Annotated in this window: 11 protein-coding genes; 4 read left to right on the top strand and 7 right to left on the bottom strand. The window is 36.8% G+C overall.

Annotation, left to right across the window (positions count from 1 at the left end; all coding sequences use genetic code 11):
• Positions 1-67 precede the first annotated feature (67 nt).
• The 3 genes from E2491_RS07370 to E2491_RS07360 form a co-directional block, all read right to left on the bottom strand.
• Positions 68-547, bottom strand: a complete 480-nt coding sequence (locus tag E2491_RS07370; RefSeq protein ID WP_134374509.1) for a peptide-methionine (S)-S-oxide reductase — start codon at positions 545-547, stop codon at positions 68-70.
• A 377-nt stretch (positions 548-924) separates the two neighbouring features.
• Positions 925-2,262: a M20/M25/M40 family metallo-hydrolase gene (locus E2491_RS07365; RefSeq protein ID WP_134374507.1), complete on the bottom strand. Its 1,338-nt coding sequence runs from the start codon at positions 2,260-2,262 to the stop codon at positions 925-927.
• Positions 2,263-2,334: 72 nt separating this feature from the next.
• Positions 2,335-3,294: a tetratricopeptide repeat protein gene (locus E2491_RS07360; RefSeq protein WP_134374505.1), complete on the bottom strand. Its 960-nt coding sequence runs from the start codon at positions 3,292-3,294 to the stop codon at positions 2,335-2,337.
• Between the two features lie 122 nt (positions 3,295-3,416).
• Between E2491_RS07360 and E2491_RS07355 the strand changes: the two genes are divergently transcribed.
• A complete protein-coding gene (locus tag E2491_RS07355) occupies positions 3,417-5,693 on the top strand; it encodes a HelD family protein (protein WP_166805820.1) in 2,277 nt (758 codons plus the stop codon).
• A 59-nt stretch (positions 5,694-5,752) separates the two neighbouring features.
• Here the strand turns inward: E2491_RS07355 and E2491_RS07350 are convergent, their stop codons facing one another.
• The 4 genes from E2491_RS07350 to E2491_RS07335 form a co-directional block, all read right to left on the bottom strand.
• Positions 5,753-6,175 carry a very short patch repair endonuclease gene (locus tag E2491_RS07350; protein WP_134374501.1) on the bottom strand — a complete coding sequence of 141 codons (423 nt, stop codon included), beginning with the start codon at positions 6,173-6,175 and terminating at the stop codon, positions 5,753-5,755.
• 138 nt (positions 6,176-6,313) lie between these two features.
• The gene (locus tag E2491_RS07345; protein WP_134374499.1) at positions 6,314-7,756 is read right to left on the bottom strand and encodes a DNA cytosine methyltransferase; all 1,443 of its coding nucleotides are present in this window, start codon (positions 7,754-7,756) and stop codon (positions 6,314-6,316) included.
• A 106-nt stretch (positions 7,757-7,862) separates the two neighbouring features.
• Positions 7,863-9,323, bottom strand: a complete 1,461-nt coding sequence (locus E2491_RS07340) for a 3'-5' exonuclease (protein WP_244093909.1) — start codon at positions 9,321-9,323, stop codon at positions 7,863-7,865.
• Between the two features lie 5 nt (positions 9,324-9,328).
• Positions 9,329-11,173, bottom strand: a complete 1,845-nt coding sequence (locus tag E2491_RS07335; protein WP_134374497.1) for a UvrD-helicase domain-containing protein — start codon at positions 11,171-11,173, stop codon at positions 9,329-9,331.
• 48 nt (positions 11,174-11,221) lie between these two features.
• Here E2491_RS07335 and drmA point away from each other — a divergent pair, with 48 nt between their 5' ends.
• Genes drmA through drmC form a run of 3 tightly spaced genes read left to right on the top strand, consistent with a single transcriptional unit; the run spans position 11,222 to position 17,224 of the window.
• Positions 11,222-14,641: a DISARM system helicase DrmA gene (gene drmA, locus E2491_RS07330; RefSeq protein ID WP_244093908.1), complete on the top strand. Its 3,420-nt coding sequence runs from the start codon at positions 11,222-11,224 to the stop codon at positions 14,639-14,641.
• Between the two features lie 2 nt (positions 14,642-14,643).
• Positions 14,644-16,455 carry a DUF1998 domain-containing protein gene (drmB, locus tag E2491_RS07325; RefSeq protein ID WP_134374493.1) on the top strand — a complete coding sequence of 604 codons (1,812 nt, stop codon included), beginning with the start codon at positions 14,644-14,646 and terminating at the stop codon, positions 16,453-16,455.
• Positions 16,448-17,224, top strand: a complete 777-nt coding sequence (gene drmC, locus E2491_RS07320) for a DISARM system phospholipase D-like protein DrmC (RefSeq protein ID WP_134374491.1) — start codon at positions 16,448-16,450, stop codon at positions 17,222-17,224. Before drmB ends, drmC begins: the two co-directional genes overlap by 8 nt.
• The last annotated feature ends 110 nt before the right edge of the window (positions 17,225-17,334 follow it).

The raw sequence follows: 17,334 nt of genomic DNA, 5'->3' as shown, positions 1-17,334 counted from the left end.
CCTTCTAACCTCACGAAAGTCGCGGGTAACCTGACGAACTCCGGCCGTAACCTCACAATCCCCTGCCTCAACTCTTAACCTTATACTTATTCAACACCTCTTCAGGTATATGACAGTAATCATCCGGGCATTTTGCCAGGCGGTCCTGGTGTTCTTCGGCGCTTCTTACGTAGTTGGTGAGCGGCAGGACTTCGACGGCGATCCGGTCGGCGTCGGGTCTGTTATGTATAAACGCGCTCGCTGCTTGTAAATGAGCGGGATCATCACTGTATACGCCGGTTCTGTACTTCTCCCCAACGTCATCCCCCTGCCGGTTCACACTATACGGATCGATGATTTCAAAGAAATAGCTCATCAGCTGATCCACCGTGACCACATCCGGATCAAAGACCGCCTTCACACATTCCGCATAGCCATCATACGGACCCTCAAGCGTCTGACCTGCACCATTCACCCGCCCTGCTTCCGTCCACGTCACACCAGGCAGCGTCTTGATAAACGCCTGCACACCCCAGAGGCAGCCTCCGGCGAAATAGATGGTTTGCATGTTGGACACCTCGTTCGTTTTTAATATCTTCAAAAAGACTGTTATTAAACCTTAACAATCATTAAGCTTTTAGTAAGAAGTAATTGTATTTTACTAAATATTCCTGTTGTTTTCTAATTTAAATTTACATAAAAATAAATTCTTGTTTGGTTATTTATACTCTCCATCATTACAATTATCCCTTTTTGACTATCTTCAAAAAGGGATAATTGTATAACTACTTGCTACATGTCGGCTTAAATTTATATATAAGATGTTTGTGGCCTTATTGTATTTTGTCTAGCGGACAGTTCACATAAAAGTGTATTTCATATATAGATAATTTAAAAATTTCATTTGCAGAATCCGAACAAAATTAAATTAGTAGTCTTCAATAATTACTTGACGCGTCGCACCGCTCTTCCAATTCTTCTAATCTCCCCAACTCTACAAAGATAAACCTTCAGCAGCTCATAAGTCTGAAAACAGTCATCCACATTAAGCGTTTCCTTTTCGGTATGCTCATGTTTATAGCCGATCGAAATATTAACAGAATCGATTCCGTGCTTTGCCCAGATGGCTGTATCGCTGCTGCCTCCCCGTACCGTTTTGTAATGACTGAAGCCTTCCTCATTTGCAACGGCTTCAAGCCATTGTGCGAAGGTCTCTTTACAGAAGCTTTGCCTTGTGTTGTGGGTGACCAGGTCACCTGACCCTCTTCGGTCAAGCACAAAGGCGGCTTCTGTATTCCAGAGAAAATGGTCAGGAACAGCTCGCGCGCCATTCAGACCTGTTTCTTCTTCAACTGTAAAGATGACTTTAAGAGTGCCTGAAAATGTTCGTCGGCTGATGTTTTTAAGCAGCATGATGATTGCCGTAATTCCGGAACGGTCGTCAGCACCTAAAATGCCTTTAGAGCTTCTCCACTCTGATCCGTTTTTAATAATTTCTCTTTCTTCATGAATGCGATATACAGTATCCATATGCGCATTCAGCAGAATAACCGGTCCTGATCCAAACTTCTTTTCTGCCAGAATATTGCCCATTTCATCGACTGTGTAATGACAACCTAACTTTTTCAGCTCTTGAATCAAATAGGATCTGATTCGATCTTCATTTCCGCTTTCACCCGGTATTTGAAGTATTTCTTCAAGCTGCTGCTCAAAAAGGAATTGCTCAAAGCTTTTTTTAAACAATCGCTGATCTGTACTGTGCACGTAAGCTGAGAGGTAGGCTGCAAGGATCGGAAGTGATTCAATCTCTGACTTCGGAATTATTAATGACCTTCTGTTGACTGTCATTCTTGCTCCTAAAACCCTAAGAAACCTCAAGGCTTTTTCTGCATCCTCCCGACTTTGAAAAGCGATATCCCCGTCTCTCTCACCATGACCATCGCATGAAAAGACTGTTGGTAGTCCGAGTCTGTTTAACTGAATAATCAGGCCTGCAATATTGATATCAAGTTTCCACAGAGGTAATTCCTCGATCTTAAATGACATTTCAGTCCTTGAATCATTTAGTGATCTGAGTGCACCCACCCATTTTTCTTTGTCAACTTCAGAAGAGTGGAGAGAAAAAGAAACTTCACTCTTTCTTACATAGTCAATTTCTGCAAGATCCATCACGTTAAACACGTAATTAATTGTAGCATCATTCAATCCTTCTAAAACGAAGCAATCCTCTTTTGTCTTCACTGGAATCCCATAACTCACCAACAACATTTTAAACTGGTTCATGTTCAACAACTCCTTTTGTTTGTTGAACACATTATATTATGTGGCTGTGATTTGCCTCTCACAGTCAAAATTTCACTTAGAATAGGAGTCGTCTGTAGGAATAGCTAAGCTAAATTTATATTTCGAATTAATTTTAATTGTTTTTAATGGTAAGGATTCACTAGAGAACAGGTCTTTGATTGAAAAGTTTTCTAACATAAATTTCGACAAATCACTTTTGTATCTTCTAAATACATCATATGAACGGTTAGATAATTGGTTGAAAAGTTCATAAGACACCATCTGAAAATCTGCCATTGTAATCACTTTGATGAAAAATGCTAAAGCTGGGCTTATTTCTTTATCTCTTTCTCCACATACCAAGTACCATTGACGTCCATCGTCAAATAGGAGAATTTCATTCAAATCCAAATTTTCATAGACGTAGTCAATATGTCCTCTAGATACTAAACTCTTCTTGTTTTTTCTATAAAGTTCGTATCTGTTTAAATCGAACTGCTCTTTAATTATCTCTAATAGTGATTCGGCTTCTATCCCTATATCCCTATCGCTTAAATCCAAATCTTCATTTTCTTCAACTGCTATGGAAAAAGCCTCACGGGCAAGCCTTATATGGCACTCAGCAATATAAAGCTGTGTTTTGACCAACTGGTCGTTCTTCAAATTAAAATAAAGACTTTGGAAATTCATTTTATATGCTTTTTCAAAAAACAACTGAGCTATCTTCCAGGCGGATTTTGAATAATAAATATAAGCTAAGCGATAAAGGGCAATAGGATTTTCTTTGTGAACCTTTAAAATTTCCTTAAAGGTTTCCTTAGCAACAAAGATGTTCTTTTCACCCATTTGCTTCATTATAAGTGCATGTTCTAATAAGAATTCAATTACTATTCTTGTATCACTGTCTTCTATTGGAGGCTTATTTTCTAGCCATTTAAAACAAGCGGTTTTAACATCATAAAGACTTGGCAAATAATTGCTCTCATTGCTCCAAACAATCTCCAGCAATTGATCCTCATAGATAAAATCCATTCGATCCCTCCACCCGAAAATAATTTAGAATATTCTTTCATATTATCCATTTTACCTATTATGAATGGTAAAATAAACATAATTAATATTACTTGATGCCCGAAATAGGAGGACGAAATATCATGATTAAAGAAGAATTTAATCAGGCGGTTGAGAGGCTTGATGAAACTTACAGAGGGTTGGACAGCAGGGAAATTTTTATCAGAGAGTTTGTCCAGCAGAAAATGAACCAGTTTAAAAACAAAGAAGACTTGCCCGGCGACAGGATTTCTTATCAATCTGGAAAAAAAGAAATACATAACCTGACTAAAGCCATGAAAAAACCATACTTTGGATCAGTAAGACTTACACACGACGATGAAACCACTGAAACTGAATATTACTTCGGGAAGCATGGCATTATTAATCACGATGAGGACATCGTTGTTGTTGACTGGAGAATGCCTATAGCAAAAATCTTTTATAATTATTTTTCTGAATCGCCTGATCAAACTTATAAAATAAGTGAAGACAGAAGGGCTGAAAAGGTTTTTGTTCACTCAAAATCTGAATATGAAATAAAGAATAAAAAACTTGTGCATATGAAAAGTGAATACACGGATGGGAAAAAGCCTTTCGAGCAGTTCGGGGAAAAAGCTGATGTTGAGTTTCAGGATCTGTTTTTAAAAAGGTTATTCGAAGACCAAACATCGAGTGGTTACATCAAAGAAATTATTGCAACCATTCAAAAAGAACAATACGAGGCAATCCGGCTCCCGATCTCAGAAAACCTTATCGTCCAGGGAGTTGCCGGTTCAGGAAAATCATCTGTTGCTTTGCACAGACTGTCACATTTAATGTATAACAATCCTGCACTTCCCGCTGAGAAATTTCTCGTTATAGGACCGTCTGCACTGTTTATTAAATCCGCTGTAGATTTACTGCCTGAATTACAGATTCAACATGTTCCACAAAAAACGTTCGCATATTTAATAAATGAATTTCTTTCCGCACTTAGAAAAGAATATAACTGGCCGGCGAAAATGACAGAGGCACCTATAGAAAAGCTCTGGCATAATGGTGTCTCCGTGATGGATACATTCAAAAACTCAAAAACTTTTACAAAAATGCTGGAAGAATACATTAACTGTGAAGCTTTATTATACGAGCAGTTATTATCCACACCAATTGACATCGCAGGTCAGAAAATCTCTCCAGACGAGATCAGACGATTATATGATGAATTCTTATTTTTAGATTTTCCTCAAAGAACTGAAAAGTTTATTCAGCGCCTTATTTCATATGGCAGAGATATGATAGATATTGAAATTAAAAAACACGAAGGTATGATCTATAACTTCAAAAAAACTTTTATCTCGGGCAATAAAATGACCAAACTCAGGGAGAGTGCCTTGTTAAAAGATATTGATCATTTATTGGAGCTGAAAAAAAGTACGTTTGCAGAGGAATTTGAACGTTTCAAAAAGCAGGTGAAGAATCAGCTGCAAACACAGAACAGTGTGAATTTTTATCAGTCCTTTCTTCAATCCAAAAACTTACTTGAAGAGGCCTCAATAATTGATAAGAGTCTTCCAACGGACTTGGTGGATAGTGTGAAAAAACCATTGGACTATTATGACTTGGTTTGTATATTATTCATTGAACAAAAGAGAACTCTTTATAAAACTAAATATACTCACATTATTGTAGATGAGGCACAGGATTTATCCTATATGCATCTATCCATACTCAATCTGATGAGTCAATCAATTACTTTACTTGGAGATACCAGGCAGCACCTGATAGAAAATTATGGATTTTCCGATTGGAATGACTTGAATGAAATTTTCGGTCAGCAAATCAAAAAGCTGGAATTTAAAACAAGCTATCGTTCAACACAGGAAATCATAAAAGTATCAAATAAAATTTTTGAGAATGTAAAAATTAAAGAGGATAATGTCGTTCCTGTTACCTATTTAGGAGTCCCTGTGCAGTATTACCAAACTCTCCATTCTTCTGATTTTGCTAATATATGTAAAGAGAAGCTTGATGATTGGGTGACGAAGAAATACAGAATCGCTATCATCCACAATAGTGAGGGAAAAGCACAAAAACTGGCAGGTTACCTTAAAGATGAGCTTTCATTTCCTATAGAATACATTAATCAGCAGTCCGAGTCTTTTCCTCAAGTCTCAGTATTGTCAGCTTTAAATTGCAAGGGGATGGAGTTTGATGCTGTATTATTGGCTAACGTGGACGAACAGACTTATCCGTCAGGAAAACGTAATGCAAAACTTCTTTATATAATGGCTACTAGAGCTCAAAAAGAACTATGTATTTGTTATTATCAAAAACCAAGCGAACTGTTAAATGGTTTGATTGAAAAAAGAAAACTTGCTAAAAATGTAGATATTTTTTGATTTTTCAAAGCCAGTTCTATAAAAGAGCTGGCTTTATTATATTTAACCGACTCAAATTTTTAACTCTCAGCCTTTTTTGCTTTATCCACGAAGCTGATAATGGTCTGTATAGTATCATCTAGACTTTCCTTAACTTCATGCTCCCAAATTCTTTTCAAATGCCATCCATTTTCTCTGTAGTAGTGATTTACTTCCTGATCACGTTCAATATTCCGGTCTAATTTTCCCCGCCAGAATTCTTTATTTGATTTCGGCATATTCCCATGGATAGGACACTGATGCCAGAAGCAGGAGTCTATAAATATAACAACTTTATACTTCTTAATTGAAATATCAGGCTTTCCAAAAAGAGTTTTTGTGTTTCTTCTAAAACGCATTCCCTTTCTCCACAACTCCCCGGCCACAATGTCTTCCAACTTGGAGACCGCTTTAATCGCCTGCATGTTCTTTCTGCGCTGTTCTTTACTCATGACATCAGCCATATGTTTAACTCCTTTTTTATTGGATATTCCCGATAAAATTTGAGTTGAATCAATTAAAAATCCTAAATATCCTAAAAAATAGAAAAGCCCCCTGATTTAAGGGAGCCATAACATTATTACACAGCTAAAAAGATACAATTAAAATTTCGCCAGTGCTTTTTCTTCCTTTAAAACAGATTGATAAGTATCAATAAGCTTTAAAATCTCCAGACCAATAGCTTTAGCCATTAAAGGTGGTACTGCATTACCAATCTGTCGATACTGTGCATTTCTGCCTCCGTAGAAAGAATAATTATCAGGAAAAGACTGAATTAGAGCTGCTTCATAAGGGGTATAAGTTCTGGGCTGTTCCGGATGTATAAATTTCAAACCGTCTTTTTCCATATGAGCCAGAATAGTGCTGGAAGGTCTATCCCAAGAATGTTTTACATAAGTATCTTTGTGCTTATCTCTGCTGTAAGGATATAAATCTGACAAGAACTTATCATAATCAGCTGATTTTTTATCCATAAATCTGGAGGAGTTGCTTCCTGGTTGTGTAAGGATAAAAACGATTACATCTCTGAAATTATGAGCACGGGAACTATGATTTGTAAATGAACCCGATACACTTATATTCTGTTCAAGACCAAGCTCTTTGATAGATTCATTATATAAAATTAAAAATTTCTCCAAACCAAGCAATTTGTAACTCTTCTTATTTCTTAATTCTTCGTATTCCGGTAGAAGTATTTGATGTAAATTTTCTAAGTTATTTTTTATTTGCTTATCTTTTTCTCTTTCAGCTAAACTACTCAAATTCTCCATAAAAACTTCTAAACAATAGTTCAGGTTCTTTAAAATGTGTTCTATGTTTTTTAATTTCCGTAACCCTTTAGAGCTTATAATTGGCAACCTTAAAGGCAAGTGATAAATAGCATCTTTTACTGACTTTTCTTTACTACTTCTCACAGGTACCGGGTTTACGAGATCGAGACGGTTTGCCACTATTATTATTCTTTTTCGAAATTGAGGAACTTCAAAATCTACTGAATTCAATATCTGATATCTTTTTGTAAAACTGTTTTCTATTTCAGTCGTATAACCTAATGATTCCAACTCATCACATATTAATTCTATTACTTGTGAATCTTTTTCTGATAACCCTTTTTCCTTCACTTTTTTGGAAGTTATTCCCTGTACGTTTTCAAAAACAACAAATTGCGGTTTTATTCTGCTTACTACATCAAAAAAATGTTTATAAAGAGTATTTCTCGGATCATTTTTTAATGCCTCACGCTTTTCGAGAGTACCTGACCTGGCAGGACCTGCCAGTGAAAATGTTTGACAGGGCGGTCCGCCGATAATTACGTTTACACCCTGACATTCGTCAACCAGTTTATCTTTTATGGCGGGATCGGTTATATCCCCACTACATACTTTTTCCTTTCCCAAGTGGTTCTCAAGTGTCTTACATGCCTCTTCATTTATTTCAAGTGCTTTGATAACTTCATACTGCAGATTTTTGAACTTTGCCATTTGGAAGCCTGTAGAAAAACCACCACCACCTGCAAATAGATCAAGAATTTTAATTTTCCTCATCCTGCTTCTTCCTTTATAAAAACTATTTTTGATATTATATCATAAGGTTATTTAGGAGTAATTAACAAGTAAACTTGAAATAAATAAAACACTGACAGCCAGTGTTTTATTTATTATCAACCTCGTAAAGATTTTCATTTAATTCTGCAATAAAAGATGAATATGGTCTTCTTGCAGTAATATATAAAGTCTTTTTTGCCCTTGTCATTCCAACATAGAATTTTTTTCTCTCTCTTGATATGAACTCTTCCTCATCTTCACCAGGACCGGCACCTTTATATGGCAGATCTCCTTCTTTCAATCCGGTAACAATGACATGATCAAACTCCAAACCTTTTGATGAATGATAAGTGATAAGTTTTACACCCGGAGAAATGATATCTGCATCATCCTCTTTAATGTTAAATACCGGTATACCCTCTGCTGATATAGCTGATTCAAATTCTTCAATCTGTCCTTTAGTTCTGGCGATAACTCCTATTGTGTCTTCTTTAAATGAACTTCTAATATTTTTTATATATCTTATAATCTTTTTCAGTTCATCTGATTTGCTGTCACAAAAACAAACCTTTGGGACAGATCCTTCTATATCAGGTTCTACTGCCTGCGAATACTCTTCATCTTTAATATATAACTCATCTGACTGTTGAAACTGATTAGCCAGTCTAATAATTTGTCTTGTGGATCTGAAAGTTTCATCCAGAAACCTGCTACGGCTTCCCGCCACTTCAATTCCGGCCTGTTTCCAAGTAAAAGTTCTCCGGTAGATTTGCTGACCTTTATCAGCACCAATCGTTAAACTCTTTTTGGCTATCTCTTTAATAGCGCGTAATTGAACAGTGTGAAGATCCTGAGCTTCATCCACAAGTATATGATCCGGCCGTTTATCCAACGGAATCATATGTACCTTTTCAATAAGTAAGTTAGCAAGGTCCTCTCCATCTACCCCCTGATATTTTCCATATCTCCATAAAAGCTCATTGTATTTTTCAAGCACATCATATATTGAATCTCTATGCTTTTTTGTAACTCTGATCTTAGTTCCTCTGCCTGCCCTTGAAACATCAAGATACTCTTTTCTGCTGCTGATTCTGTTACCTTTTATCCATTCTATTTCATCTGCTAAAAAACTCTCAAGCTCTCTTTGCTCATGTTTCCCTGGCATATTTGGAAATTCCAAGAGATCATTATTTTTTTTAACAATATTTTTTGCAAATCGGACAACTTCGTTTCGCTGCTTTCCTAAAATTAATCTGGTGTGGGGATAGTCGGTTTCTTTGAGTAACGTTTGGCCCCAATAATGAAATGTAATAGCATCCAGCATGTTCTGCCCATTCTTTTTTGATAATTGTTTAACATAATTACATAATGTCCGGTTATAGGTCAGTATAACCACAGATTCATCCGGATGTTTTTCTAAAAGATACTCAGCTCTCGCCAGAATGATTGTAGATTTACCACTGCCCGGTATTCCTCTAACCAGAAGCGAACCTTCAGGCTTAAATCGGACACAACTGGATTGCTTTTCTGTTAATTTGATTTCCCCTGATTGAATAACTTTTCTCATTACCCTCACCACTCTTCCATGTATTTTGTCAGTCTTTTTTTGTTTTGATCATTTTTATATTCCTGTTCCTTTGAAGTTTCCCTTATTATCTCTTTATCGGCTTGACTTAAACCATATCCCTCTAAATATTCTTTCTCAACTCTGGTATTAAAAAGCACATAATTAATATTGGGTGCTGTGATACATTTACCAAGAAAGTCCTCAGCATGCACACCATGCTTTCCTAAAATATATAACCGATCTATTGCCCGTGTTACAGCCACGTATAGAAGTCGTTTTTCTTCTTCAACATCCGGATTACTGCCATGTGGGAATTGACGGTCCCCCAGATAAAGAACAAATACGATCTGATACTCTTGCCCTTTCGATGAATGAACAGTTCTCAATTTGATTTTAGAGTCATTATCTGTAAAACGCTTTTCATCCATGTCTATAAGATAGTCAATCAGTTCCTCTGATTCTTTCGCCCCCATCTCTATGGCATCCTTTATAAATATGGCTGCTTCTTCACTGAAATTATCTTCTTTTATTAATTCCAGTAATTCACTTAATTCATGATCAGGGTACTTTTCATAGAGTGATAAAATCTCTTTCTTCACATCGGCTTTTTTTTCTGTTTCCCTTGCATTTTCGTCATAAGAAATATTTAAAAGATCGAGTTCTTTTTTTAAACTTTCCAGTTGAGGCGAGTGCTCGGAATCCTTTCGGAATAATACACAAATATCAGTTAAAGCTACATTTTCTACTATATTTAAATGATAAATTTCTCTGGCAATATAAACAGCAGCTAATTCTATTGATTGTGTATCCACTATCACCGGCTGATAATCTTCTTTATAGGGAGTGATATCAGTTGGAGTAATCAATTCTCTCTCTAATAAATGATTTGAGAGATTAATTAAACTCTTAGTAGAACGGTAATTTTGCTTTAGATGGATCTGTCTGCATTTTTTATTCGGAATATTCTCAAATCTCTTTAAGAAACGCTTCATATTTTCTAAATTAGAACCATTAAAAGTATAAATAGTCTGATTCTCATCACCTACCACAGTTATATCTTGTTTCTCTGCAGCTAAGGCAACCAGTAGATTTTCCTGTGAAATTGAAGTATCCTGATACTCATCCACAAAAATATGCTTCAATTCTCCTGTTATTATATTGTAAGTATTTTTTTTCTTTAATAACAAATTGACGGCTTCCGTTATAAGCCCCTGATAATCAAGTTCGTTCCTGATTTTGAATAATCTCTCTACCCTCTTCCAGTATTCAATAATGTCTGGACTATGGATGTTTATCCTTGTGCTGGCGTCCATATTGATTTTATATACTTTTCCGGGTTTAATTGCTGACCAGTGAATCAATACATCATTTTCCAAATGACTGCCCTGTCTCAGTAAATTAAGGCATTTTGCCAGGGCCTGTGCTGCCAATTCACGACTGGCATATTCTTTACATAAATCTTTAATAATTTCAGGGTTAATTTTATAGTAATCTTCTGTATTGACCACTCTGAATCCGTCTCTGAATTCTGTTTCTCCAGTGAAAACCCCATACCTGATTATACGGTGAGCCAAACTGTGGAAAGTCATAATATCAATAATACTTCCATACCCCATTAAATCTGTGTATTCCTGCATTTTGTGAATTAATTGCTCCTTTGCAGATCTTGAAAAGGAAATTGCAATCAATTCATCAGGGTTAAGTCCCTCCGAAAATTGCTTATAAAAAATCCTTGCAGCCAATGTAGATGTTTTCCCGGTTCCAGGTCCTGCACTAATCTGAAGATAGTTAGCTTCCGAGACTGCAGATTCATACTGTTCTTCATTCAATTTATCTAAAATTATATCCATATTATCACCTTTCAGAAATTAATCTGGGTAGTTAGATTTATTTTAACATTGTTTCCAATTTACTGGTACACTTCAATTTTTCATGATTTAATATTTATAGAGCTTATTATAGAGCGGAGGAGAAACATGATGACGAAAAGAGAATTTCTCGATGTAAGAAATGAGATGTTAGACAGATTGAAAAAGGACCTGATAGGGCCCGAATCAATTGATGAAATCATTAAAGGAAAACCGCTGCAAAAATATTTAACAGGCATACTTTGGCCTATAAATTCTTCTCTGGCTGCAGAAGAGAATGAAACAAACAGTTCTGAAGGTAAACATACGAACCAGGAAAATATGGAATCTCTTTCACCACTTGCTAAAGCGATGAATCCTTCCGCTGTCGGCATTTCATTTCTGATTGATAAAAATAACTCCAGTGTGAATATAAATGTTGATTGCGGTATGTATGAAGAAAATGGTGAGGATGAACATTGGAAGCGTGTTCAGCACTCTCTTTCTGACACTACTATTGATTTCTCTAAAAAAACAGGAAAAAAAAACAGTCTGATGTTTCCTGATAATAAATCAATAAGAATTGAATGGTTATCCAGACCCTATGGGGATACATATGCAGTAAGTCTGTTTCTCGTAAACCGCTACTTACAGGAAACTGATGAACATAAAATAGATAACAAATGTTTATTTCAACCAAAAATCAGGCTGACAGGTTTAAACAACCTGCCTTTTGTAGTCAGGCAGGCTTTTTCAAATAATGATGAAAATTATAAAGATGAAGATACAAAAACCAACGACTTGCTCTATAGAGATGAGTCTGTATTTGCTGTAGGGCATAGTATCTCTGTGCACTGGGCAGATATTTCCCCTGACAAAAAAAGAGCAGGCGCTCTTGAAACACATGTGATTCCCGCTTACGAGATTCCAATGGTAATTCCTCCTGATTGGGATAAAGGGGGGACTCTGGACATGGTAGAGTTATCAAAAATGAAAAACGGGGAAGAAATTAAAGAAGCTCTTACTCCACTTTGCGATGAATATCAGGTATGGATAAATAAAAGGATTGAAGAAATATCAGATATAAAAGTAGAGACTCATAAAGAGACAGCAGAAAAGCACATGAATAATTGCCAGGCATCATTAAACAGAATGCGACGTGGCTTGGAACTTATAAATTCAAAAAACAATACAGTCTACTTCAATTCATTCTGTTTTGCTAACAGAGCAATGGCCCTTCAGCGTAAACAATCTGTTGCAGCGAGAACCGGCAAAAAAACGGAAGAGATTGAAGCAAAGTGGAGACCTTTTCAGGTTGCATTTATTCTGCAAAATCTGGAGGGACTTACAGATCCGGAATCACCGGATCGAAAAATCGCAGATTTATTGTGGTTTCCCACTGGAGGCGGAAAAACTGAAGCCTACCTGGGTCTTGCAGCATTTACACTTGCTTTCCGCAGAATGAGAAAAACACAGGGATACCGGAATGATGCCGGAATAGCCGTAATAATGAGGTACACTCTTCGCCTGCTTACGATCCAACAGTTTCAAAGAGCTGCATCGATGATTTGCGCATGTGAAACAATCAGACTGGAAAACCCTGAAATGTTTGGAGACCGTCCATTCCGTATTGGATTATGGGTGGGGGAAAGCAGTGTTCCCAATAACTTTGATGATGCTGAAAAGACGGTTGCTTCAATAAAGGATGCTATTATTCATAAAAGACCTTTAGACTTTGATTCGTCGAAAGGTACACCGGTCCAACTTGTGTCCTGTCCATGGTGTGGAGAACCGCTAATTGATGAAGATGATAAAGAGAAGTCGAAAGTTTTTCTTAAAACTTATAAAGCTAACAAACCATCCCGTCGGATTATTATTCATTGCAGCAACAAAGAATGTCAATATCATCCTTCATCATCAAAAGAAGGTATTCCAGTGCTTATGACGGATGAAGAGATTTACCGCTTGCTTCCGGATATGCTGATCGGAACAGTTGATAAATTTGCCCGTATGCCATGGAAGCCTGAGGTCCAGAATTTATTTGGAAAAGTAAAAGGTGAAAAAAACGGGTGGGGTTTTATTTCTAACGGGGAGACCTCTGATGAAAGAAAATTTGTCTCTCACGTTACTAAAAGCCAAGGGTTAACAATTAATGATGCTGCAAATCTATATCCGCCTGAATTGATCATACAGGATGAATTACATTTAATTTCAGGTCCTCTCGGAACGATGGTGGGGCTCTACGAAACTGCAATTGATTATCTTGCGTCAGTTGATATTAATGGCACTATGACAGGTCCAAAAATTGTTGCTTCAACCGCTACAATCAGAAATGCAGATAAACAAATCGAAGGATTATTCACGAGGAAAGCAAGTATCTTTCCAAGTCCCGGTCTATCACATAAAGACTCATTTTTTGCAAAGCAGAGAGCATTAGACGAGTACCCTGGGAGACTATATGTAGGAATATTCCCTCCCGGAAGAAGTATGAAGACCTCTCTATTGAGAGTCTACGCTAATCAATTAGCCAGCACCACCGCAATGCAAAAAAAATATTCTTCAGAGTCACTGGATCCCTACCAGACGCTTGTAGGCTATTTTAATAGCTTACGGGAACTGGGAGGAGCTGTGCGTCTTATTGAAGATGATGTACCAAGCAGGATGAAAACACTGGAAAATCAAAACGAGACGGAAGAATCTCTTTATAAATATAAAATAAGAGATTATGAAAGAAATGTGCCGGAATTAACGAGCCGTATTAACTCATCTGACATCCCAAAAATATTAAAAAGACTTGAAGAACCTTTTTATAAAGGAGAAAAAAACAAACCCATTGATGTGCTGCTTGCAAGCAATATGATTTCTGTAGGCGTAGATGTATCAAGGTTAGGTTTAATGGTAGTCAATGGACAGCCTAAGACAACTGCTGAGTATATTCAATCGACAAGCCGTGTTGGACGTGAGTTTCCAGGATTGGTCTTTACCATTTATAACTGGATCCGCCCAAGAGATATCTCTCATTATGAAGAATACTTTGCTTATCATTCTGCTATTTACAGATACGTTGAACCTATCAGTGTTACACCGTTTGCATCACGGGCCCGGGACAGAGGTCTGGCAGGAGCGCTCGTATCAATGGCAAGGCTGGGATTTCCGGAGATGACAAAGGCAAATGCTCCAGGGAATTTAAGTGAAAATGAAAAGATCAGAGAAGATATACAAAAAGTTTTAATTGATCGGGCAAAAGAAATGAAAGCTTCTCCACAAGAGGTGGAAAATCACTTGAATAGTCTATTCCAACAATGGGAGGAAGCTATCGAATTAAGCCAGCTTGTCTATAGCCGCAATAGAAAAAAAGACATATCCAATCTTCTTTATCCTTTGGGAATGAAGGAAAATGGGGTATTTAAAACACCTAATTCCATGAGAGATGTAGAAGCAACCGCAGGAATCTACTTAAGGAGGGATTGACTTTGAAAAAGGAAGTTGGAAAAGTAAGACCCAGCCAGTTTATAACTACTTTTGGACCAGGTTCCATTGTAGACTTACCTGATTTCTCAGTTATTATGGGGGGTATTAATAAATGGGAAGATTACACTACTCTTAAATATTCATTTGATATTGAAGAAGACCGACTGAAGAGAAAACTCAGAATTAATAAAATAAAATCCATACCTGTAACAACTGATTCAAAAGGAATAGGAACTCTTCCAGCTTACAGGTTTCCCGAGTTTCATGTTTGTCCAAATTGCAGAAGACTGGGTTCAGGAGGTAATGTATTTACTGAAATAGAAGGTGTCCTTTATTGTCAGAACCGTCATCTTGAAGGTAAGCCCTCCTGCGAAAAAATAAAAACTCACCCTGTCCGTTTCTTGACAGCTTGTAAAAACGGTCACATTGACGATTTTCCGTGGGGCTTTTATGTACACAATAAAGGTAACAAGTATGATCCTTCTAAGTGCAGACTTTACCTTGAAGATTCAGGGACCAGCGGATCTCTGAAAGATTTAATTGTTACATGTACAACTTGTGAGGTTAAAAAGAGTATGAATGACGCTTTCAATGAGAAAGCTCTACCAAAATGTTCAGGCCGAAGACCATGGTTAGGTGCTCATAATAGAGATGAGGAAGCATGTGAAGCGGATAGAAAAGTATTAATGAGAGGTGCTTCCAACCTTTATTTCCCTATTATTGAAAGTTCTATAGTAATTCCATATAATTCTGATGACCCTTTCGAAGATTTAGTCAGTAAAGAAATTGACTTTGATAATGAAGAATTGCTTAACGATTTCAATGAATTTAAAACTGCAGTAAAATATAACAAGAATTTGAAGCATTATGACCCTGAAAAACTCTGGATAAGTGCGCAAAAACTTTTGAATGGTGATTCTTCAGAAGAAGATCTGCTGTTTCCTGAATGGGAAATGATTCAATCCGGGAGCAGCCCAATTGACGCAAGAGATTTTGAATTGGAAATTCAGGAGACACCTCAAAAATTTTCCGGGCTACTATCCAAATTAGTGCGGGTAAAAAGACTAAAAGAGGTAATGGTTCTTAAAGGCTTCACAAGAATACAACCGGTACCGGACGCGACCATGCGTTTATCAGGTGAACAGGCTTCCGATACCGAAAATAATCAAATGAAAATTGCTCATATTGCTGATACAAATCTGGACTGGTTGCCGGGTGTAGAGAGCTTCGGAGAAGGAGTATTTATTTCTTTAAATGAAACAGTATTAAAAAAATGGGAATCTGAAAACTCCCCACTTGATTCTGAACTGAAAAATGCTCATATTAATCAATTTAAAGAGCGAAATGTTCCTGAAGAGGGTATCCCGCCCTTCCCGGGGATCAGATATGTGTTATTACATACATTATCACACGCTCTTATGAGAGAGCTTTGTTTACATTCGGGCTATTCTTCTTCCGCTCTTAAAGAAAGAATATATTCGAATCCGGAAAAAGGCATGGCTGGAATCCTTGTATATACAGCAACAGTAGATTCAGAAGGAAGTCTGGGTGGGTTAGTAGAGTTGGGCAAAACTCATAATTTTGAATCCATACTGGCCAGAGCTCTTTCAGCAGCAAAGTATTGTTCAGGGGATCCATTATGTGCTGAAAAACATTCATTTGAAAACCTACAGGATATTAACGGAGCTGCCTGTCACAGCTGTCTTCTAATGCCTGAAACTTCCTGTGAAAAATCCAACAGATATTTAGACAGATCTACCCTGGTTTCTACTGTCGCTAACTTGAACAGAGAATTTTTCCGTAATCATGAATGAATTGAAGATAAATATTTTTAAACTGATCGAGGCGGTCTCACAGCATTCTGCTGATTGGATAACAGAAACAATAAATGTGATTAATAGTGAAGATGATTTAAATAAGAGTAAGATTTTGCAGAACCTTTCTCTCTCAGACACCCTGCATTATTATCTGCAAGAGGTTTTGCGAGCAGCTGAAAAAAATCACATTCTCCCCAAAACCCTTGCACAACTTATTGAAATGGCCTGGTTTGTATATTCAGAAAAAGAGAAAAAAGGTACAAAAATAAGCCCGGTGTGGACCGGTCCTTCTTTTTCAACAAGTCCTATTAAAAACAAAACCTTCGAAACTATTAAATCTATGTTTTTGTCTGCTGAAAAAGAGATTGTGATTGTAGGTTATAATTTTTCTTTAGAAAGCACTATTGTGAAATTATTAGTAAAGGAGTTGATTGATGCATCTAACCGGGGATGCCGGATCAACATTATCTTTCATGAAAACGAAACTAATAAGAAGAGAATTCTGGAAAGCTGGCCAATGGATGTCAGGCTTCCTCATCTGTACTATTGGGAAAGTAAAAAAAGAGAGGGATATACTACGAGTCTGCATTCAAAACTCATATGTATAGACCAAAGACAACTGCTTGTAACTTCTTCAAACTTTACTCTTAACGGGCTGGAAAAGAACATTGAAACTGGTGTACTTATTGAGAACGACAATAGTGTTAAACAAATCCGGGAACAGTTTCGTTCACTCTTGAACAGGAATGAGATTGTTAAAGTATAAAAAGTACAGAGTAAAATCAGTACTTTTTATACTTTCTTTCGCCTTCAATGTGACCGTAAAACTATCTGACACTTCTGGAAAATAAATAATTTTATATTTTATTAAATTAC

Origin of the sequence: Jeotgalibacillus sp. R-1-5s-1, from assembly GCF_004405105.1 — a bacterium.
Lineage (GTDB): Bacteria > Bacillota > Bacilli > Bacillales > Jeotgalibacillaceae > Jeotgalibacillus.
The sequence above is the reverse complement of the archived record's forward strand: the minus strand, read 5'-3'. Positions and strand labels throughout refer to the sequence as shown.

Excerpts from the sequence above, each read along its gene's own strand:
- E2491_RS07370 (WP_134374509.1), bottom strand. The coding sequence starts at position 547 with ATGCAAACCATCTATTTCGCCGGAGGCTGCCTCTGGGGTGTGCAGGCG.
- E2491_RS07365 (WP_134374507.1), bottom strand. The coding sequence starts at position 2,262 with ATGAACCAGTTTAAAATGTTGTTGGTGAGTTATGGGATTCCAGTGAAG.
- E2491_RS07360 (WP_134374505.1), bottom strand. The coding sequence starts at position 3,294 with ATGGATTTTATCTATGAGGATCAATTGCTGGAGATTGTTTGGAGCAAT.
- E2491_RS07355 (WP_166805820.1), top strand. The coding sequence starts at position 3,417 with ATGATTAAAGAAGAATTTAATCAGGCGGTTGAGAGGCTTGATGAAACT.
- E2491_RS07350 (WP_134374501.1), bottom strand. The coding sequence starts at position 6,175 with ATGGCTGATGTCATGAGTAAAGAACAGCGCAGAAAGAACATGCAGGCG.
- E2491_RS07345 (WP_134374499.1), bottom strand. The coding sequence starts at position 7,756 with ATGAGGAAAATTAAAATTCTTGATCTATTTGCAGGTGGTGGTGGTTTT.
- E2491_RS07340 (WP_244093909.1), bottom strand. The coding sequence starts at position 9,323 with ATGAGAAAAGTTATTCAATCAGGGGAAATCAAATTAACAGAAAAGCAA.
- E2491_RS07335 (WP_134374497.1), bottom strand. The coding sequence starts at position 11,173 with ATGGATATAATTTTAGATAAATTGAATGAAGAACAGTATGAATCTGCA.
- drmC (WP_134374491.1), top strand. The coding sequence starts at position 16,448 with ATGAATGAATTGAAGATAAATATTTTTAAACTGATCGAGGCGGTCTCA.